General features: G+C 67.6%; 15 protein-coding genes. 6 read left to right on the forward strand and 9 right to left on the reverse strand.

Going from position 1 to position 17,065, the window contains the following annotated elements:
* Window positions 1–28: 28 nt before the first annotated feature.
* The 3 genes from CHB88_RS18730 to CHB88_RS18740 all read right to left on the reverse strand — a co-directional run bounded on the left by CHB88_RS18730 (window position 29) and on the right by CHB88_RS18740 (window position 3,278).
* Complete coding sequence (locus CHB88_RS18730; protein WP_089400873.1) at window positions 29–784, reverse strand: general secretion pathway protein GspB; 756 nt, start codon at window positions 782–784, stop codon at window positions 29–31.
* 3 nt (window positions 785–787) lie between these two features.
* Window positions 788–2,545, reverse strand: a complete 1,758-nt coding sequence (locus CHB88_RS18735) for an ExeA family protein (protein ID WP_089400874.1) — start codon at window positions 2,543–2,545, stop codon at window positions 788–790.
* A gap of 100 nt (window positions 2,546–2,645) precedes the next feature.
* Window positions 2,646–3,278: a CHRD domain-containing protein gene (locus tag CHB88_RS18740; protein ID WP_089400875.1), complete on the reverse strand. Its 633-nt coding sequence runs from the start codon at window positions 3,276–3,278 to the stop codon at window positions 2,646–2,648.
* Between the two features lie 226 nt (window positions 3,279–3,504).
* Here CHB88_RS18740 and CHB88_RS18745 point away from each other — a divergent pair, with 226 nt between their 5' ends.
* Entirely contained in the window at window positions 3,505–4,407 is a 903-nt protein-coding gene (locus CHB88_RS18745) for a PhnD/SsuA/transferrin family substrate-binding protein (protein WP_176442549.1), read from the forward strand.
* A 20-nt stretch (window positions 4,408–4,427) separates the two neighbouring features.
* Here CHB88_RS18745 and CHB88_RS18750 read toward each other — a convergent pair whose 3' ends face one another.
* From CHB88_RS18750 to CHB88_RS18775, 6 genes are all read right to left on the reverse strand, one after another.
* A complete protein-coding gene (locus tag CHB88_RS18750) occupies window positions 4,428–6,167 on the reverse strand; it encodes a glutamine--tRNA ligase/YqeY domain fusion protein (RefSeq protein ID WP_089400877.1) in 1,740 nt (579 codons plus the stop codon).
* 59 nt (window positions 6,168–6,226) lie between these two features.
* Window positions 6,227–8,188 (reverse strand): methyl-accepting chemotaxis protein, encoded by a 1,962-nt coding sequence (locus CHB88_RS18755; RefSeq protein WP_089400878.1) that lies wholly within the window; start codon window positions 8,186–8,188, stop codon window positions 6,227–6,229.
* Between the two features lie 178 nt (window positions 8,189–8,366).
* Window positions 8,367–9,167 (reverse strand): LytR/AlgR family response regulator transcription factor, encoded by an 801-nt coding sequence (locus tag CHB88_RS18760; RefSeq protein ID WP_089400879.1) that lies wholly within the window; start codon window positions 9,165–9,167, stop codon window positions 8,367–8,369.
* Between the two features lie 22 nt (window positions 9,168–9,189).
* Entirely contained in the window at window positions 9,190–10,260 is a 1,071-nt protein-coding gene (locus CHB88_RS18765; RefSeq protein WP_089400880.1) for a sensor histidine kinase, read from the reverse strand.
* A 15-nt stretch (window positions 10,261–10,275) separates the two neighbouring features.
* Window positions 10,276–10,665, reverse strand: coding sequence for a DUF2306 domain-containing protein (locus tag CHB88_RS18770; protein WP_176442550.1), 390 nt, complete (start codon window positions 10,663–10,665; stop codon window positions 10,276–10,278).
* 151 nt (window positions 10,666–10,816) lie between these two features.
* Window positions 10,817–12,040: a CaiB/BaiF CoA transferase family protein gene (locus CHB88_RS18775; RefSeq protein WP_245845070.1), complete on the reverse strand. Its 1,224-nt coding sequence runs from the start codon at window positions 12,038–12,040 to the stop codon at window positions 10,817–10,819.
* Window positions 12,041–12,172: 132 nt separating this feature from the next.
* Here CHB88_RS18775 and ugpQ point away from each other — a divergent pair, with 132 nt between their 5' ends.
* From ugpQ to CHB88_RS18800, 5 genes are all read left to right on the forward strand, one after another.
* Window positions 12,173–12,928: a glycerophosphodiester phosphodiesterase gene (gene ugpQ, locus CHB88_RS18780; RefSeq protein ID WP_089400882.1), complete on the forward strand. Its 756-nt coding sequence runs from the start codon at window positions 12,173–12,175 to the stop codon at window positions 12,926–12,928.
* Window positions 12,929–13,075: 147 nt separating this feature from the next.
* On the forward strand, window positions 13,076–15,685 hold the full coding sequence (gene alaS, locus CHB88_RS18785; RefSeq protein ID WP_089400883.1) for an alanine--tRNA ligase: 2,610 nt from the start codon (window positions 13,076–13,078) through the stop codon (window positions 15,683–15,685).
* Window positions 15,685–16,233 carry an NUDIX domain-containing protein gene (locus CHB88_RS18790; protein WP_425436128.1) on the forward strand — a complete coding sequence of 183 codons (549 nt, stop codon included), beginning with the start codon at window positions 15,685–15,687 and terminating at the stop codon, window positions 16,231–16,233. Before alaS ends, CHB88_RS18790 begins: the two co-directional genes overlap by 1 nt.
* 75 nt (window positions 16,234–16,308) lie before the next feature.
* Window positions 16,309–16,536, forward strand: a complete 228-nt coding sequence (locus CHB88_RS18795; RefSeq protein WP_089400885.1) for a sulfurtransferase TusA family protein — start codon at window positions 16,309–16,311, stop codon at window positions 16,534–16,536.
* A gap of 271 nt (window positions 16,537–16,807) precedes the next feature.
* The coding region (locus tag CHB88_RS18800) for an electron transfer flavoprotein subunit beta/FixA family protein (RefSeq protein ID WP_425436129.1) at window positions 16,808–17,065 on the forward strand (258 nt) is incomplete at its 3' end.

The following is a 17,065-nucleotide window of genomic DNA, read 5'->3' on the forward strand; positions in this document are numbered from 1 at the left end:
GTTCTCCGATCGCACCACGAAGCGCTGGTCAATACGAGGCGCGGTAGCGGTGGCCCCGGTAGTTGAGGATCATGCCGCTGCTGGTGATGCTTTCCAGCCTGAGCCCGGGCGCGACTTCCTCGCCTTCATGCATCAGCTTCTGGTTGATCAGCACCGAGCGGTCGGCCTTATTCGGTGAATAAAGGAAGCCGTTGACGGAGAAGGCCGGAATCTCGCGCTGCACCTGTTCCGGCAACTGCTGGAAAGTGCCGGCCGGCGGCGGCGCCGGTTCGGCCGGCCTTGCCGCCAGGGCCGCTTCCTTTTTCGCCTGTGCCTTGGCGCGGGCTTGCGCCTCCTTCTCTTTTTCCTTCTCTCTTTCCTTCTGCCGGTTGCGTGCCGCCTCGCGCCGGGCGGCCGCATCGGGGCCCGGCTGCGATGCGGCCGCGTTCCTGTCCGCCGGTGCGCTTTCCGGCGCGGCCGGTGGCTGCGGCGCCGCCTGTGCCACCGGGGGAGGCGGCGTCGTGGCAGGCGGCGGCGCGGCGATTGCAGGGGCGGACGGGGCTGCGGGCGCGGCGGACGGCGCGGAGACGGGTGCCGGGGTCCGCGCGCCCTGGTTCAGCCAGATGCCGGCGGCAAGCATGGCGGCGCCTGCCGCGCCGAGGATGAACAGCCTGGCGCGGCGTCCCGCCGAAGCCGGCGCTGGCCGCCGTCCGGAGGCGATCTGCGGCTGGGCCTGCAGGTCGGGCACCTTGCCGGCGTCGCGTTCCGATTCCGCCTTCTTCAAGGCGTCCAGAATGAAAGACATGCGTTATTCCTCGGATGAAGCAGTGATCAATGCGGCGACCGGCCGCAGGCGCGGCTCCTTTGCGCCGGTGGCGCGGGCGAGCTGCATCAGGGTGACCGGTCCGGCCACGCCGTCGACCGGCAAGCCCTGCATTTGCTGAAACTCCCGCACCTGTTTCTGCAGCGCCGCGTCGAATTCCTTGCTGCCGGCGGGGCGGCTGCCGTTGAGCCGGGCCAGCCGCTGCGCCAGCCACTCGACCTCGGGGCCGGCATCGCCCAGCCTGAGGATCTGGCGCGGGCCGGCATCGGCGCGCCAGAAAGTGTCGAAGTCGCCGCTGAAGTAGCGCGAGAACACCGGCAGGGCCAGGGTCTGGCTGATGTCGCCGGCGCGCAGGGTGGCGCTGGTTTCGTTCAGCTCGGTGAGCAGGGCGAAGTAGATGCCGTTGGCGGCATCATGCATTTCGACCACCGCGGGGCGGTCGATCTGGCGCAGGGCGGCGAAGCCGGTGCCGTGCAGGCAGTGCAGCTTCGCTTCCTCCGCCTGTTCACAGGGGGCCTCGCCGTCTTTGAGGGTCGCGCCCCACAGCGCGGCGAGCTGACGCTGGCCGTCCTGCTTGCGCGGCAGGCCATGAATCGAGCGTCCGCCCTCTTCTGCCAGCACCTGCGGGCGCGGGCGGCTGCCGGTTGAGGGGGCCGGCTGGGCATTGGCGGCGGCTGCCGGCTCGCCCGCCGGCGTGGAGGGGGGCGGTGCGGACGCCTCCGCCGGCTTGGCCGCAGGGCCGGGCTGAACGGGATTCGCAGGACTTGCCGCGGGAGCTTTCGCCACGGTCTGCCCACCGTTGCGCAGCAAGGCCTGCAGGCGCCCGTCCCGCGCCACGCCGACGGCCAGCGCCAGCACGCCGCATGCCACCAGGCCCCAGGCAGCGTAGCCAGCCAGCGCGCTCTGCGGACGGCTGCGGGCGCCGTGTCCGGCTTCGGCGTCGAACACTTCGGCCGCCGCATATTCCAGCGTAGCCCGGTCCACGTCCTTCCTACCCTGGGCATAGGCGCCGAGCAGGGCGCGGTCGCACAGCAGGTTGATGCGGCGCGGAATGCCGCCGGTGAGCGATCGGATCCTGGCAAACAGCTTGTGCGGAAAGGGCGAGGCGGCCTTCAGCCCGGCCACCGACAGCCGGTACTGCACATAGCTTTCCACTTCCTGCTCGCTCAGGGCCTTCAGGTGGAAGCGGGCGACGATGCGCTGGGCCAGCTGCTCCAGCCGCGGCTGCGCCAGCATTTCGCGCAGCTCCGGCTGGCCGATGAGGATGATCTGCAGCAGCTTGCGCTCGTTGGTCTCCAGGTTGGTCAGCAGGCGCAGCTGTTCGAGCACGTCCGGCGCCAGGTTCTGCGCCTCGTCGATGATCAGCACGCTGTTGCGGCCGTCGGCATGGGCCGCCAGCAGGTGACGCGTGAGGGCATCGATATGCGCCTTCACGCCCTGGCCGGGCGTGACCGCGATGGCGAACTCGTCGCAGATGGTCTGCAACAGCTCCAGCACCGTCAGCTTCGGATTGAAGATGTAGGCGATGTTGCAGTTGGCCGGCACCTGCTCCAGCAGGCAGCGGCAGATGGTGGTCTTGCCGGCGCCGATCTCGCCGGTCAGCAGCACGATGCCGCCGCCGCTGCCGATGCCGAACAGCAGATGCGCCAGCGCTTCCCGGTGGCCTTCCGTCATGAACAGATAGCGCGGATCGGGGGCGATGGAGAAGGGGGCTTGCCTGAGGCCGAAGAAGTCGTTGTACATGGAGAGACGGCAATGGACCGGACATGTCCGGCGTGCCGGCAAGGCTAGCACAAAAGCCGCCCAGAGCGATGCCGACGGCTGCGGCGCGCCGTTGCGGATCTCAGTTCGTGCCGAGCGCGCTGGAAGGCGAGGTGCCGGACAGACCGGCGCCCGTGCCGATGGCCGTTCCGGTGCCGGTGGCCGCTCCGGTGCCTGTTCCCGTCGCGGCGCCCGCCTGCAGCAGCAGCTGGCCGCGCAGTTCGCCGAACGGCGCGGCGGCGCTCAGCACGTTGACGTACATGTTTCCGGATCGCAGCGACGTCAGTTCGGATGCCGTCAGGGTGGCCTGGCCGATCCAGACGCCGCTGCCGGTCAGGGTTTCGGTCAGCGCAAGCACGACGCTGCCGGTCTGGCCGGGAGGCGCCTCCTGGATGCGCACGCCGGTGGCAAAAATGCCGCCGACGCTGACGGTGGCCGAAAGGGCGCGCGTCCCCAGGTCGACGACCACGCTGGCGCTGCCCTGGCCCAGGCTGGCATTCGGCGGCACCGACTGGGCGCCGGTAAGGAAAGCGGAAAACTGCAGCGGCTGCTGCGGCACCGGGGTGGTGCTGGCGCTGTTGAGCGCCGCCGCGCCGATGCCGCTGCTGCCTTCGCCGCCCCCGCCGCCGCATGCATTGAGCAGGGCAAGGGACAACGCCAGCAGCGGCCCGGCCAGCGCACGTCGCTGACGCGCGGAATATCGCCTTGATCGCATGATCGCTCCTGAGCCGGCCCGCCAAGGCCGGCCATCCCCACTATGCAATGCCTTGCGCCCGCCGGCCTTGAGCGGGCATAAGGCGCTTGCCCGGGCCGTTGCTTCGGCAGCCGGCCGACCTGCCAAACGTCATCTTCACGCCTGCATCGGCCCCGCTGATGATTTATGCCTGCCGGCCAATGCGATCGGCGAACGGTCGGCATGGGAACAATCAGAAGGAGCCAGCATGGATCTGAAACGGGCAGTGCGCGATTTCGGCTTGGGTGTGATCGCTGCCGTCCTGGCGGCGGGGCCGGCCTTCGGCGAGACGGTGCGCTGGGGCGTGAATGCCGCCGCCGGCGGTTCGGTGTCGCTGTTCAACATGCGGGACGATTATCGGCCGCTGATGGACAAGGTGGGCCGCGATACCGGCACCGGGCAGACGGTGATGCCGATCTTCAGTGCCATGGTGAACGGCGCGCTGGAACGGGGCAGCCACCCCGTTTTCCTGGTGCATGCCGATGCGGCCGCGCCTTACCTGGCGGACAAGCGCTACCGCCTGGTGGCCGTCAGCGCCGCCGCGGATAGCGACCGCATCGCCTTTCTGGTGAAGAAGGAGTCGAATGCGAAGACCCTTGCCGATGCCGCCGGCAAGTGCGTGGTGGCTGGCGCAACCTTCGACGCGGCCGCCGCCGACCTGCTGCTGGCCCAGGCCGGCGTGCGCGGAAAGATCAAGGAATTGCGCCCGGTCCGCGAGGCGGAAGCGGTGACCTTCTTCGTGAGCAACGGGATCTGCGACATCGGCGCGACCCGCTCGGCGGCCGAGATCGCGAAATGGGAAGCCCGGGGCGGCAGGGCGATCTTCCGCTCGGAGCGGCTGCCGGTGTATGCGGTGATCGCTTCATCGCAGCTGGATGCCGGGTTCGTGCGCAAGCTGCAGGCCAGCCTGCTGTCCTTCCATCCGGGCGCCGAGTCGGCCTTCGTGCGCGCCACCGGGATCGAAGGCTTCCTTCTGCCCGACGCCCGGGTGGAAAGCCTGCTCGCCGCCTTCCGGGACCGCAGCGCAGGGCGCAACGCGGCACAGCGGCCGGCGGAGAGCGGCGCCAACAGCCGCCCCGCGCAGCCGGCCAAGCGCCCGGAGGGCACCTGATCCGACGCGGCAGCCGGGCTTTATTTCGCCCAGCTGTCCTTGAGCGTGACGATGCGGTTGAACACCGGCTTGCCGGGACGGGAATCGACCCGGTCGGCGACGAAATAGCCGTGGCGCTCGAACTGGAAGCGGTCGTCGGCATTCGCCGAGGCGGTGCCCGGCTCCAGGTAGGCGGTGATCACCGACTTGGAATCCGGATTGAGCGCCGCCTTGAAATCCTTGCCGCCCGCATCCGGGTGCGGGTCGGAGAACAGCCGGTCGTATAGCCTCACCTCGGTTTCCAGCGCATGTGCCGCGCTGACCCAGTGAATGTTGCCCTTGACCTTGTAGTTGTTGGCGCCCTCGGTGCCGCTCTTGCTGTCGGCGAAGTAGTCGCAGTGCACCGCCACCACGTTCCCGTTTCCGTCCTTGTCGCAGCCGGTGCATTCCACCACGTAGCCGTAGCGCAGCCGCACCCGTCCGCCCGGCGTGAGCCGGAAGAAGCCCTTGCTCGGCGTCTCCATGAAGTCGTCGGCCTCGATCCAGAGTTCCTTGCCGATCGGGAAGCTGCGGTTGCCACGCTCCGGATGATGCGGATGCGCCGGGGCGCTGCACGCCACCGTCTCGCCTTCGGGGAAGTTGTCGATGATCAGCTTGAGCGGGTTGAGCACGGCGACGGCGCGCGGCGCCTTTTCGTCGAGATCGTCGCGCAGGGCGGCTTCCAGGATGCCCATGTCGATCCAGCTGTCGGCCTTGGCCACGCCGATGCGCTCGCAGAACAGCTGGATCGATTCCGGCGTGTAGCCGCGGCGGCGGATGCCGACGATGGTCGGCATGCGCGGGTCGTCCCAGCCGTCGACGATCTTTTCTTCCACCAGCTGCAGCAGCTTGCGCTTGCTGGTGATCGCATAGGTCAGGTTGAGGCGCGCGAATTCATACTGCTGGGGCAGCGGCTTCCTGAAGAAGCCGCCCTCGGTCAGTCGCTCCAGGATCCAGTCGTAGAACGGCCGGTGGTCCTGGAACTCCAGGGTGCACAGCGAGTGGGTGATGTTTTCCAGCGCATCCGAGATTGGATGGGTGTAGTCGTACATCGGGTAGATGCACCACTTGTCGCCGGTGCGGTGATGGTGCGCGTGGCGGATGCGGTAGATCGCCGGGTCGCGCATGTTCATGTTGGGCGAAGCCATGTCGATCTTGGCGCGCAGGATGTGCTCCCCATCCTTGAATTCGCCCGCCTTCATGCGCCGGAACAGGTCGAGCGATTCCGCCGCCGGCCGGTTGCGGAAGGGCGAATCCTTGCCGGGCTCGGCAAAGCTGCCGCGGTTGGCCGCCATCTCTTCCGCCGACTGGCTGTCGACGTAGGCGTGACCGGCGCTGATCAGGTACTCCGCCATCTCGTACAGCCGGTCGAAGTAGTCGCTGGCGTAGTAGAGGTGGTCCTGGTTTCCATGCTGCCAGCTGAAGCCCAGCCACTGCACGCTGTCGAGGATGGTGTCGACGTACTCCTGCTCTTCCTTGGTCGGGTTGGTGTCGTCGAAGCGCATGTGGCAGCGGCCGGCGTAGTCGCGCGCCAGGCCGAAGTTGAGGCAGATCGACTTCGCATGGCCGATGTGCAGGTAGCCGTTCGGCTCCGGCGGAAAGCGGGTGATCACGGCGGGCAGCGGCGCGCCGGAGGAATCGGCGCGGCCGGCGTACTTGGCTTCGGCATTGTCGCTGTCGATGATGCCGCGCAGGAAATTGGAGGCGGGAGCAGGCGCGCTGTTACGGGATTCGTTGCTCATGGGTGATGTGCTTGCAATGCCCTGAAGGGAAAACGGGCATTTTACCGTAGCGGCATGCGTCAGTCTGTGGCCTCATGGGGAGGCCGTTCCCCTTTAACCGGCTCCAGGCGGAACACGCCCATGGCGTGCGCCAGTTCCCGCGTTTGTTCGCGCAAGGCGAGGGCTGCGGCGGCCGCCTCCTCCACCAGGTTGGCATTTTCCCGGGTGGTCCGGTCCATGTCGCGGGCCGCCTGATGCACCTGCGCCACGCCGGCGGTCTGCTCCCGGTTGGCCGTGGCGATGCGGCCGATGATGTCGGCCAGCTGGCTCACGCCGGCTATGATGCTGTCCATCGCGCGGCTGGCGGATTCCACCTGGCGTGCGCCGTTGGCGGTGCGGTTCGCCGACGCATGGATCAGGCCCTTGATCTCGCGCGCCGCGGCGGCGCTGCGCTGGGCCAGGGTGCGCACTTCCGCCGCCACCACCGCGAAGCCGCGCCCCTGCTCGCCGGCCCGCGCCGCTTCCACCGCCGCATTCAGGGCCAGCATGTTGGTCTGGAAGGCGATGCCATCGATCACGCCGATGATCTCCCCGATGCGCTGCGCCGACTCGCTGATCAGCCCCATGGTGGCCGACATGTCGGCCACCGCGCTGCCGCCGCGGGCGGCGGCGTCCGACGCGCGCGCCGCCAGCTCGCTGGCACGGCGCACGTCGTCCGCGTTCTGCATAACGGCCGAGGCGATCTGCTCCATCGAGGCGGCGGTCTGCCCGAGTGCCCCGGCCTGCTTTTCGGTGCGGTTGGCCAGGTCGCTGTTGCCCGAAGCGATGCGCGCCGTCGCCAGCGCGATCTCGTCGCTGCCGGCCTGCACCCGGCGCACGATATCCCGCAGGCTGAGGGTCATGTGCTGCAGGGAGCCGAACAGCTGCCCGACCTCGTCCGCCGACCGGACCTCGATGCGTGCCGTGAGGTCGCCCTCGGCGATGCGGCGCGCCACGCCAACCGCTTTTCCCATCGGCACCGTCACCGAGCGCATGATGGCCAATGCCATCCAGGCGCAGACGGCGCTGAGCCCGAGAAACAGCGCCAGCAAGGCGATGCGGCTGCGTAGCAGCGCCCCCGCCCGCGCCTTGTGCAGACTGTCCAGGCGTTCGATGGCGCTGTCCTGGAGCTTGAGCTGCAGGTCGATGGCGCCGGTGTACAGGCTGAAGAAGCGGGCCGCCGGAAAAACCAGCTGGTCGGCACCCAGGATTTCCTTCTGCGCCAGGGCGACGACCTGCTTTCCAGCATCCAGGCTTTGCTGCAGGACGGGCCCGAGCGCCGGTTCGAGATCAGGCCTGCGGGCCAGGGCGGCGCGAAGGGCGCCTTCGACGCCGGCATAGCCTTCCTGCACGCGGGCCAGCATGGCGCCGATGTCTATTCGATCCTCCACCGAGGCGGCATGGCGGGTGAGCAGGCCGGCGCCGCGGCCGCGCGTGCGCGCCAGGGCTTCCATCAAGCGCGGCGACCGCATCAGGGCCGCTTCGATCAGGTAGTGGCTGTCGGCCTCGCTGTCGAAGCGCAGGTGGTAGTGCTCGAGCAACCGGTCGTCGAAGTCCAGCAGTTCCTGGACCAAGGCGGTATGCCGGGCGAAGCTGTCCGGCGCAGGCAGGCTCATGGCGCCCGCCTGCGTCGCCAGCGCCTGCCAGCGCGACTGGATGTGTTGCCATCGGTCGCCAAGCGCACGCTCCTCCTTTCCGCGCAGCAGGGCGGCGACGTCGGCATAGGCCTGGTCCGCTTCGAGTTGCTTGGCCTGGCGCGCCGGGCCGGTGTCGCCGTCGGTCAGGAGGATGTTCGACAGGCCCCGATGCTGCTGGGTCAGGGCCAGCGCCCGCAGCGTCTGGCGTACCGGTTGCAGGCCGGCGGATTCATGGGTCAGCTCGCGCACCCGGTTGAGGGATTCGGCGACATACAAGCCGAGCGGGATCGTGCCGAGCAGGATGGCCAGCAGACTCAGCAGGGCGAACTTCTGCCAGAACAGCAGGCGGTCGAGAAAGGTTTGCATGCAGGCTCCGGTCGGTGGGCGTTCCCGGAACCCGGTGGCGGAGGGCGCGGCGCCGGCAGGCATGGGGCGGTCGGCCGGGAAAGGCGGGAAAAAGACGCGTCAGCCCGTGTTATAGCAACCGGGGCGGACCGAAACAAGTACAAAAACGGACGTGAAAAACGGCAGATTGCGGCCGCATCTACATCTGGCGGAACAGGTGCGCGAACAGGCGGCTCACCGGCAGCCGCCGCTCGTGGCCGTGCAGGCTCAGGCTCAGCCTGCCGCTGTCGTCGCGGTGGGCCGCCTGCACCTCGCGCACGTTCACCACCGTGCCGCGGTGGACCTGCCAGAAGCGCTCCGGGTCGAGCTGCGGCAGGAGTTCCTTCAGGCTGGTGCGGATCAGCGCCTCGCCGTCGGCGCACACCACATTCACGTACTTGTCCGCCGCCTCGAAGTACAGCACTTTCTCCACTGGGATCAGGCGCACCTGGCTGCCGACGGCGGCGCGCACCATGTCCAGCTTGGCGGCGGGCTGGGCCGGCGCCGCAGGCAGCAGCGTGCGCAGCTGGCCGACGACCCGTTCCAGCTCCTGCCGGCGGGCGTCGGCGCTTTCCAGGCGCTGGCGCAGGCGGGCGATGGTCTTTTCCAGGCGGGTGTCATTAACCGGCTTGAGCACGTAATCGGCCGCCGCCTGTTCGAAGGCCTGCAGCGCGTATTCATCGTAGGCGGTGACGAACACCACCAGCGGAAACGGCCGCTCCTGCGGCCAGGCCTCGGCCAGCTCGCGCGCCACCTCGATGCCGCTCCTGCCGGGCATCTTGATGTCCAGGAACAGCACGTCCGGCTTGCACGCGAGGCTCTCGCTCAGCGCCGTCACGCCATCGCCGGCGACGGCGCAGATTTGCAGTTCCGGCCACAGGCGGTACAGGGAACGCGCCAGCATTTCGGCCAGAATGGGTTCGTCTTCGGCGATCAGGGCGCGCGGCGGAATGTGATGCATGGTCGTCTCCCGTTCTTCGTTTTCACAAGGGCAGGGTGATGGTGGCCCGCGTGCCTTCAGGCGCGTTGGGCTGCAAGGTCAAGCCGGCGCCGCCGCCGGCCAGCGCCCGCAGCCGCTCCCGCACGTTGTCGAGGCCGATGCCGCTGCCCCGGGTGGCGCCGGCGGCTTGCAGGCCGAGCCCGGTGTCGGCCACCGTCAGCCGCAGGTTCGGACCATCCACGGCAGCGGAAATGTCGACCCGGCCGGCGCCGACCTTCGGCTCCAGGCCGTGACGGATGGCATTTTCCACCAGCGGCTGCAGCAGCATCGGCGGGATGCGGCGCGCCGCCAGTTCCGCCGGCAGGTCGAGCGAATAGGCGAGGCGCGTTCCCATGCGCACCGCCATCAGCGACAGGTAAGCCTCCAGCAGCCGGAATTCCTCCGCCAGGGTGACGGTGTCGGCGCGGGAGGAAGCCAGGGTGGCGCGCAGGTAGACGATGAGCTGATCCAGCATCTGCTGCGCCCGCGCCGTGTCGATGTCGATCAGCGCCTGCAGGTTGGCCAGGGTGTTGAACAGCATGTGCGGCTCGATCTGCGCCTGCAGCAGCTGCAGCTGGGCCAGCAGCGCGCGCTTCTCGGTGGCCTCGGCGCGCGCCGCCAGTTCCGCCATGCGGCTGCGGCTCCAGAACAGCCAGCTGCCGATGAAGCAGGCGAGCAGGGTGAGCACCAGCAGGCTGGTTCGATGGCTGGCGAGCGACAGGCGCAGGTCGGAATAATAGGGATTGAGCAGCAGGTAGCCGAGGCTCGTGCCGCCGAAATAGGCCACCGGCCCCGCGGCGGCCAGCAGCAGCATGAACGGCACGCCCGCCGGGCGCTTGCAGCCCCAGAACAGCAGCCGGCCGCCATCGATCAGCAGCTGGGCCAGCAGGCCGATGCACATCGAGAACACCAGGCTGACCACGAAACTGCTGGCGCGCAGAACGTAGGTCACCACCAGCGCGCAGACGAAATCGATGGCAAGGCCGACCAGCAGGTTGCGCGGCAATTGCCGCGCCAGCTCCGGCAGGTTGGCATCGAACACCGCCCGCAGGCTGAAGGAGGAAGTCGTGGTCATCGGGTTTCCGGAAAGTCAGAGCAGGCCGAGCGCGCCCCACAGCATCTGGCCGAGCACGCGCTGCGGCATCAGCGTGAACAGGCCGGCGATCGCCAGTCCCGCGTAGGTGCCGGTCATCGCCCGGCGATGAACCGAGACCTTGCCGCGCATGATCGCCGCAACGGCAAGCGTAATCGAAATCAGCACATAGAGCGACAGGCCATGGATCCACGAGAAATGCCCGTCGCTGCGGATGAAGAAGGAGGAGAGGGCGGTGGCGAACATGCAGGCCGCCCACAGACGGCCGAGCATTCGATGCCGGGGCGTGCCGCGCCGCATCAGCAGCACCGCGCCGCCGATCAGGATAGCCCCGCCGGCGCCAAGCGCGTGGAACAGGATGATGCCGGAAAGGGGCGCGGTTGCCATGATTGCCTCCTGCTGAATGATGAGTACAGGGGCAGTGTGGCGCCGCGCCGCGCCGGACAACAGCGGCATGCGACGAAACGCCGGATTCGCGTCGCCAGCCGCATGCCGGCGGCGCGAACGGCATGCGGCCTCCGGGACATGGCTCAGGCTTTCAGATGACGCCCCGGGCGCGAAGCTCGGCGATTTCCTCGTCGCTCTTGCGCAGCAGGTCGGCCAGCACCTCCGCGGTGTGCTGGCCCAGCAGCGGCGGGGGAAGATCGTAGCGCGGCGGCGTGGCCGACATCTTCATCGGGCTGCCGACCAGACCGACCTTGCCGGCGGTGGGATGCGGCAGGTCGACCCGCAGGCCGCGCGCCTGCACCTGCGGGTTCTCGAACACCTCGTCCAGCCGGTTGATCGGGCCGCAGGGCACGCCGGCGGCTTCCAGCGCGTCTATCCATTCTTGCTTGGTCCTGGTCTTCACCATCTCGGCCAAGAGCGGCACCAGGATGTCGCGATGGCGCACCCGCATCGGGTTGGTGGCGAAGCGCTCGTCCTGCGCCAGGTCCGGCCGGCCGCCGGCATCGACGAACTTGCGGTACTGGCCGTCGTTGCCCACCGCCACGATGATGTGGCCGTCGGCGGTGGCGAAGGTCTGGTAGGGCACGATGTTCGGATGCGCATTGCCCCAGCGCACCGGCGGCTTGCCGCTGGCGAGGTAGTTGGTGCCCATGTTGGCCATCATCGCCACCTGCACGTCCAGCAGCGCCATGTCGATGTACTGGCCTTCGCCGGTGCGGTCGCGGTGGGCGAGGGCGGCCATCACCGCGATGGTGGCGTACATGCCGGTCATCAGGTCGGAGATCGCCACCCCGGCCTTCTGCGGCCCGCCGCCGGGCAGGTCGTCGCGCTCGCCGGTGATGGACATGAAGCCGCCCATGCCCTGGATGATGAAGTCGTAGCCGGCGCGCTGGGCGTAGGGGCCGGTCTGGCCGAAGCCGGTGACGGAGCAGTAGATCAGGTCCGGCTTCTCCTGCTTCAGCGATGCATAGTCGAGGCCGTATTTCTTCAGCTGGCCGACCTTGTAGTTCTCCAGCACCACGTCCGACTGCCGCGCCAGCTGGCGCACGATCTCCTGGCCGTCGGGGCTGGCGATGTCCAGCGTCACCGAGCGCTTGCCGCGGTTGGCGGCGAGATAGTAGGCGGCTTCGGTGGTGTCGTGCCCCTGCTCGTCGCGGAGGTAGGGTGGGCCCCAGGAGCGGGTGTCGTCGCCGGCGCCGGGGCGCTCGATCTTGATCACGTCGGCGCCGAGGTCGGCCAGGTTCTGGGCGCACCAGGGGCCGGCCAGCACCCGGGTCAGGTCGAGCACGCGGATATGGCCGAGGGCGGTCTTCATGGGATGGTCTGGCATGGTCGTGAAGGGAAGCATCGGAAAAGAACGAGCGGTCGATTCTACCCGCAAGCGCGCCGAGGGAAGAACGGCAATCGGCATTACACTGGCAGCTCGTCAACCTCTCGTCCTTCCATCATGTGGCCCTACCCGAGCATCATCGCCCATCGCGGCGGCGGCACCCTGGCGCCGGAAAACACCCTTGCCGCCCTGCGCTGCGGCCTGGCCCACGGGTTCCGCGCGGTGGAGTTCGACGTCATGCTGGCGGCCGATGGCGTCCCGGTGCTGATGCACGACCCGGTGTTCGGCCGCACCATCCGCCAGGAAGGTTCGGTCAGCGCCTCCACCGCCGCCGAGCTGGCCGCCATGGATGCCGGCGCCTGGTTCGGGCCGGCCTTCGAGGGCGAACCGGTGCCGCGTTACGAGGAGGCGGTGCGCTTCTGCCGCCTGCATGGCATCTGGATGAACGTCGAGATCAAGCCGGCGCCGGGAGCCGAGGCGGAAACCGGCCGCATGGTGGGGCAGCTGACGCGGCAGTGGTTCGGCGACCTACTGGCCGCGGGTGCGGCTGCGGCGCAGCTGCCGCTGTTTTCTTCCTTTTCCGAGATCGCCATGGAAGCGGCGCTGCAGGCGGCGCCCGACATTCCGCGCGGATTGCTTGTTGAGAGGGTGCCGGAGGACTGGCTTCAGCGACTGCAGCGTCTGCAGGCGGCGGCCTTGCATGTGAACCATAGATATTTGACGCCGGACCAGACGGCGGCGGTGAAGCAGTCCGGCCATGGCCTGTTCTGCTACACCGTCAACGATCCGGCGCGCGGCCGGGAACTGCTGTCCTGGGGCGTGGACGCCTTCTGCACTGACCGCATCGACGTGATCGGGGCAGAATTCCGTTAGCCGCAGGCAAGCTTGAGCGGTAGAGATTATCGTTTTGACATCCCCGCGCGGGCGGCCGTCTGCCCTGCCGGCGGCCCGCCTCCATCGCAGGGCCTATCACGTATAATCAATGGTTTGCATGTTTCGCATTCACCTTTGCCCACGTCCATGAACTCGTCAGAAATCCGCGAAAAATTCCTGAAGTATTTCGAATCCAAGGGCCACACCATCGTGCGCTCTTCCAGCCTGGTGCCCGGCAACGATCCGACCCTGCTGTTCACCAACTCCGGCATGGTGCAGTTCAAGGACGTCTTCCTCGGCCAGGACAAGCGCAGCTACAGCCGCGCCACCAGCTCGCAGCGCAGCGTGCGCGCCGGCGGCAAGCACAACGACCTGGAAAACGTCGGCTACACCGCGCGCCACCATACCTTTTTCGAAATGCTGGGCAACTTCTCGTTCGGCGACTACTTCAAGCGCGACGCCATCCACTTCGCTTGGGAACTGCTGACCGGGGTCTACCAGCTGCCGAAGGAAAAGCTGTGGGTGACGGTGTACCAGGACGACGACGAGGCCTACGGCATCTGGGAAAAGGAAATCGGCGTGCCGGTGGAGCGCATCGTGCGCATCGGCGACAACAAGGGCGCCCGCTACGCCTCCGACAACTTCTGGCAGATGGCCGACACCGGCCCCTGCGGCCCCTGCTCGGAAATCTTCTATGACCACGGCCCGGATGTCTGGGGCGGCCCCCCGGGCTCGCCGGACGCCGACGGCGACCGCTACATCGAAATCTGGAACCTGGTGTTCATGCAGTTCAACCGCGACGAGCAGGGCGTGATGCATCCGCTGCCGCGCCCCTGCGTCGACACCGGCATGGGGCTGGAGCGCATCGCCGCCGTGCTGCAGCATGTGCACTCCAATTACGAGATCGACCTGTTCCAGCACCTGATCAAGGCTGCCGCCCGCGAAACCGGCTGCGCCGATCTGGCCAACAATTCGCTGAAGGTCATTGCCGACCACATCCGCGCCTGCTCCTTCCTGATCGTCGACGGCGTCATTCCCGGCAATGAAGGCCGCGGCTACGTCCTGCGCCGCATCGTCCGCCGCGCGCTGCGCCACGGCTACAAGCTCGGCCAGACCAAGCCCTTCTTCTACAAGCTGGTGCCGGACCTCGTCAAGGAAATGGGCGCCGCCTATCCGGAACTGGCCGAGGCCCAGACCCGCGTCGAGCAGGTGCTGAAGCAGGAAGAGGAGCGCTTCGGCGAGACTCTGGAGCACGGCATGAAAATCCTGGAAGCCGCGCTGGCCAAGGACGCCAAGCGCCTCGACGGCAAGACCGCCTTCACCCTGTACGACACCTACGGCTTCCCGCTGGACCTCACCGCCGACATCTGCCGCGAGCGCAATGTCGAGCTGGACGAGGCCGGCTTCGAAGCCGCCATGGAAGAGCAGCGCAAGCAGGCCCGCGCCGCCGGCAAGTTCAAGATGGCCGCCGGCATCGAATACAGCGGCGAGAAGACGGAGTTCGTCGGCTACGACAAGCTGGAGCAGGAAGGCAAGGTGGTCGCGCTCTACGTCGGGGGCAGCGCGGTGCAGCGCATCGAGGCCGGCCAGGAAGCGATCGTGGTGCTCGATACCACGCCGTTCTATGCCGAGTCCGGCGGCCAGGTCGGCGACTCCGGCCTGCTGGAATCGGCCGGCGCCGCCTTCGAGGTGGCCGACACGCAGAAGATCCAGGCCGACGTCTACGGCCACCACGGCAAGCTGGCGCGCGGCGCGCTCGCCATCGGCGACGGCGTCACCGCCAAGGTCGATGCCGAGGTGCGCGCCCAGACCATGCGCAACCACTCCGCCACCCACCTGATGCACATGGCGCTGCGCCAGGTGCTGGGCGGCCACGTGGCGCAGAAGGGCTCCCTGGTGGATGCGGAGAAGACCCGCTTCGACTTCAGCCACAATGCGCCGCTGACCGCCGACGAGATCCGCCGCGTGGAGGAGATCGTCAACCGCGAGATCCTGGCCAACGAATCCACCCAGGCCCAGCACATGGGCTATGACGACGCCATCAAGTACGGCGCCATGGCGCTGTTCGGCGAGAAGTATGGCGATCAGGTGCGCGTGCTCGGCATCGGCAGTTCGAAGGAACTGTGCGGCGGCACCCACGTCAACCGCACCGGCGACATCGGCCTGTTCAAGATCGTGTCGGAAGGCGGCGTCGCCGCCGGCATCCGCCGCGTCGAGGCGGTGACCGGCGAGGCGGCCCTGGCCTTCGTGCAGAACCTGGCGGCGCGCGTCAGCGAAGCGGCCAGCGCGCTCAAGGTGCAGCCGGAGGAGCTGACCCAGCGCATCACCCAGGTCCAGGACCAGGTGAAGTCGCTGGAGAAGGAGCTGGCCGCGCTCAAGTCCAGGATGGCTGCGAGCCAGGGCGATGAACTCGTCGCGCAGGCGGTGGATATCAACGGCATGAAGGTGCTGGCAGCAACGCTGAATGGCGCCGACGTCGCCACCCTGCGTGAAACCATGGACAAGCTGAAGGACAAGCTGAAGACCGCGGCCATCGTGCTGGCGGCGGTGAACGAAGGCAAGGTCAGCCTGATCGCCGGCGTCACCAAGGATGCCATCGGCAAGGTCAAGGCCGGGGATCTGGTCAACTTCGTCGCCCAGCAGGTCGGCGGCAAGGGCGGCGGCCGCCCGGACATGGCCCAGGCCGGCGGGACCGATCCGAGCAAGCTCGGCAGCGCGCTGCAGGGCGTGGCCGACTGGGTGCGCGAACGCGCCTGATGGAGCTTCGCTTCTGTCCGGCATGCGCCGCGCCGCTGGTCGAGCGCGCGGACGAGGGCGAGGGCGGCAAGGTCCGCCTCGCCTGCCCGGACGGGCACTGGACGCATTGGGACAATCCCCTGCCGGTGCTGGCGGCGCTGGTGGAAGTCGACGGCCGCATCCTGCTGGCGCGCAATGCCGCCTGGCCGGAGAAGACCTTCGCTCTGATCACCGGCTTCATGGAGCGCGGCGAAACGCCGGAGCAGGGCGTGGCGCGCGAACTGAAGGAAGAGACCAATCTCGACGCCGACGAGGTAAGGCTGATCGGCGTCTATGAATTCATCCGCAAGAACGAGGTGATCATCGCCTACCACGTGAAGGCCTCGGGCGAGATCCGCCTGTCGCCCGAACTGCTGGAGTACCGCCTGATCGAGCCGCAGCGGCTGCGGCCGTGGCGCGCCGGCACGGGATACGCCATGGCCGACTGGATGCGGGCGCGGAACTTGCCAGTCGAGTTCATCGATTGGCCGGGCAATGCCGCTGGCAACGCTTCGAAAGCCAGCAAATAGGCTTGTTGCGCCGCACAACCCGAATGCCCTTTGGGGTAGAATTTCCAGAATAGGTTTCACTTTCCGAGGAATGTCATGGAATTTCAAAAGGAAGTCGATGCGCGCGGCTTGAACTGTCCGCTGCCCATCCTGCGCGCGAAAAAGGCGCTGGCTGAGCTGAGCAGCGGCGAAGTGCTGCGCGTCATCGCTACCGACCCCGGCTCAGTGCGGGACTTTCAAGCCTTCGCCAAGCAGACCGGCAATACGCTGCTTGAGCACAGCAGCAGCAACGACGAATTTGTATTCTTTATGAAGCGCAAGTGAGCGCCTCATTTCTCCGGCGTGATTCTCATCGCGCCTTTCCAGGCAGATTCTTGATGTTCGAGTCGCTTTGAATTCAGGCTTGCCGCTCCGTATTTCCTTTCCTTGAGATAAGACAGAACCCGACCCGAGGAAGCGTTTAAAACGCTTTAGTGCGCCGGCTCTAGCCCTGAATAGAACGATCGTGCTAAATTTCTGCGTGTTGCCGCAATCTCTTCTATAATCTGCGGGTTCCGCTTTACGTTTACGTCAATATTTTTCCAAAGGCAAACTCATGAAAGTCCTGGTTCCAGTCAAGCGCGTGGTCGACTACAACGTCAAGGTGCGGGTGAAGTCGGACGGCACCGGCGTGGATATCGCCAACGTCAAGATGTCGATGAACCCGTTCGACGAGATCGCGGTGGAAGAAGCGACCCGCCTGAAAGAAGGCGGCAAGGTCACCGAAGTCGTGGCCGTGTCCTGCGGCGTGACCCAGTGCCAGGAAACCCTGCGCACCGCCATGGCCATCGGCGCCGACCGCGGCATCCTGGTC

The organism is Noviherbaspirillum humi, assembly GCF_900188095.1.
Lineage (GTDB): Bacteria > Pseudomonadota > Gammaproteobacteria > Burkholderiales > Burkholderiaceae_D > Noviherbaspirillum > Noviherbaspirillum humi.

Coding starts and splice junctions, on each gene's coding strand:
- CHB88_RS18730 (WP_089400873.1), bottom strand. CDS start 784: ATGTCTTTCATTCTGGACGCCTTGAAGAAGGCGGAATCGGAACGCGAC.
- CHB88_RS18735 (WP_089400874.1), bottom strand. CDS start 2,545: ATGTACAACGACTTCTTCGGCCTCAGGCAAGCCCCCTTCTCCATCGCC.
- CHB88_RS18740 (WP_089400875.1), bottom strand. CDS start 3,278: ATGCGATCAAGGCGATATTCCGCGCGTCAGCGACGTGCGCTGGCCGGG.
- CHB88_RS18745 (WP_176442549.1), top strand. CDS start 3,505: ATGGATCTGAAACGGGCAGTGCGCGATTTCGGCTTGGGTGTGATCGCT.
- CHB88_RS18750 (WP_089400877.1), bottom strand. CDS start 6,167: ATGAGCAACGAATCCCGTAACAGCGCGCCTGCTCCCGCCTCCAATTTC.
- CHB88_RS18755 (WP_089400878.1), bottom strand. CDS start 8,188: ATGCAAACCTTTCTCGACCGCCTGCTGTTCTGGCAGAAGTTCGCCCTG.
- CHB88_RS18760 (WP_089400879.1), bottom strand. CDS start 9,167: ATGCATCACATTCCGCCGCGCGCCCTGATCGCCGAAGACGAACCCATT.
- CHB88_RS18765 (WP_089400880.1), bottom strand. CDS start 10,260: ATGACCACGACTTCCTCCTTCAGCCTGCGGGCGGTGTTCGATGCCAAC.
- CHB88_RS18770 (WP_176442550.1), bottom strand. CDS start 10,665: ATGGCAACCGCGCCCCTTTCCGGCATCATCCTGTTCCACGCGCTTGGC.
- CHB88_RS18775 (WP_245845070.1), bottom strand. CDS start 12,040: ATGAAGACCGCCCTCGGCCATATCCGCGTGCTCGACCTGACCCGGGTG.
- ugpQ (WP_089400882.1), top strand. CDS start 12,173: ATGTGGCCCTACCCGAGCATCATCGCCCATCGCGGCGGCGGCACCCTG.
- alaS (WP_089400883.1), top strand. CDS start 13,076: ATGAACTCGTCAGAAATCCGCGAAAAATTCCTGAAGTATTTCGAATCC.
- CHB88_RS18790 (WP_425436128.1), top strand. CDS start 15,685: ATGGAGCTTCGCTTCTGTCCGGCATGCGCCGCGCCGCTGGTCGAGCGC.
- CHB88_RS18795 (WP_089400885.1), top strand. CDS start 16,309: ATGGAATTTCAAAAGGAAGTCGATGCGCGCGGCTTGAACTGTCCGCTG.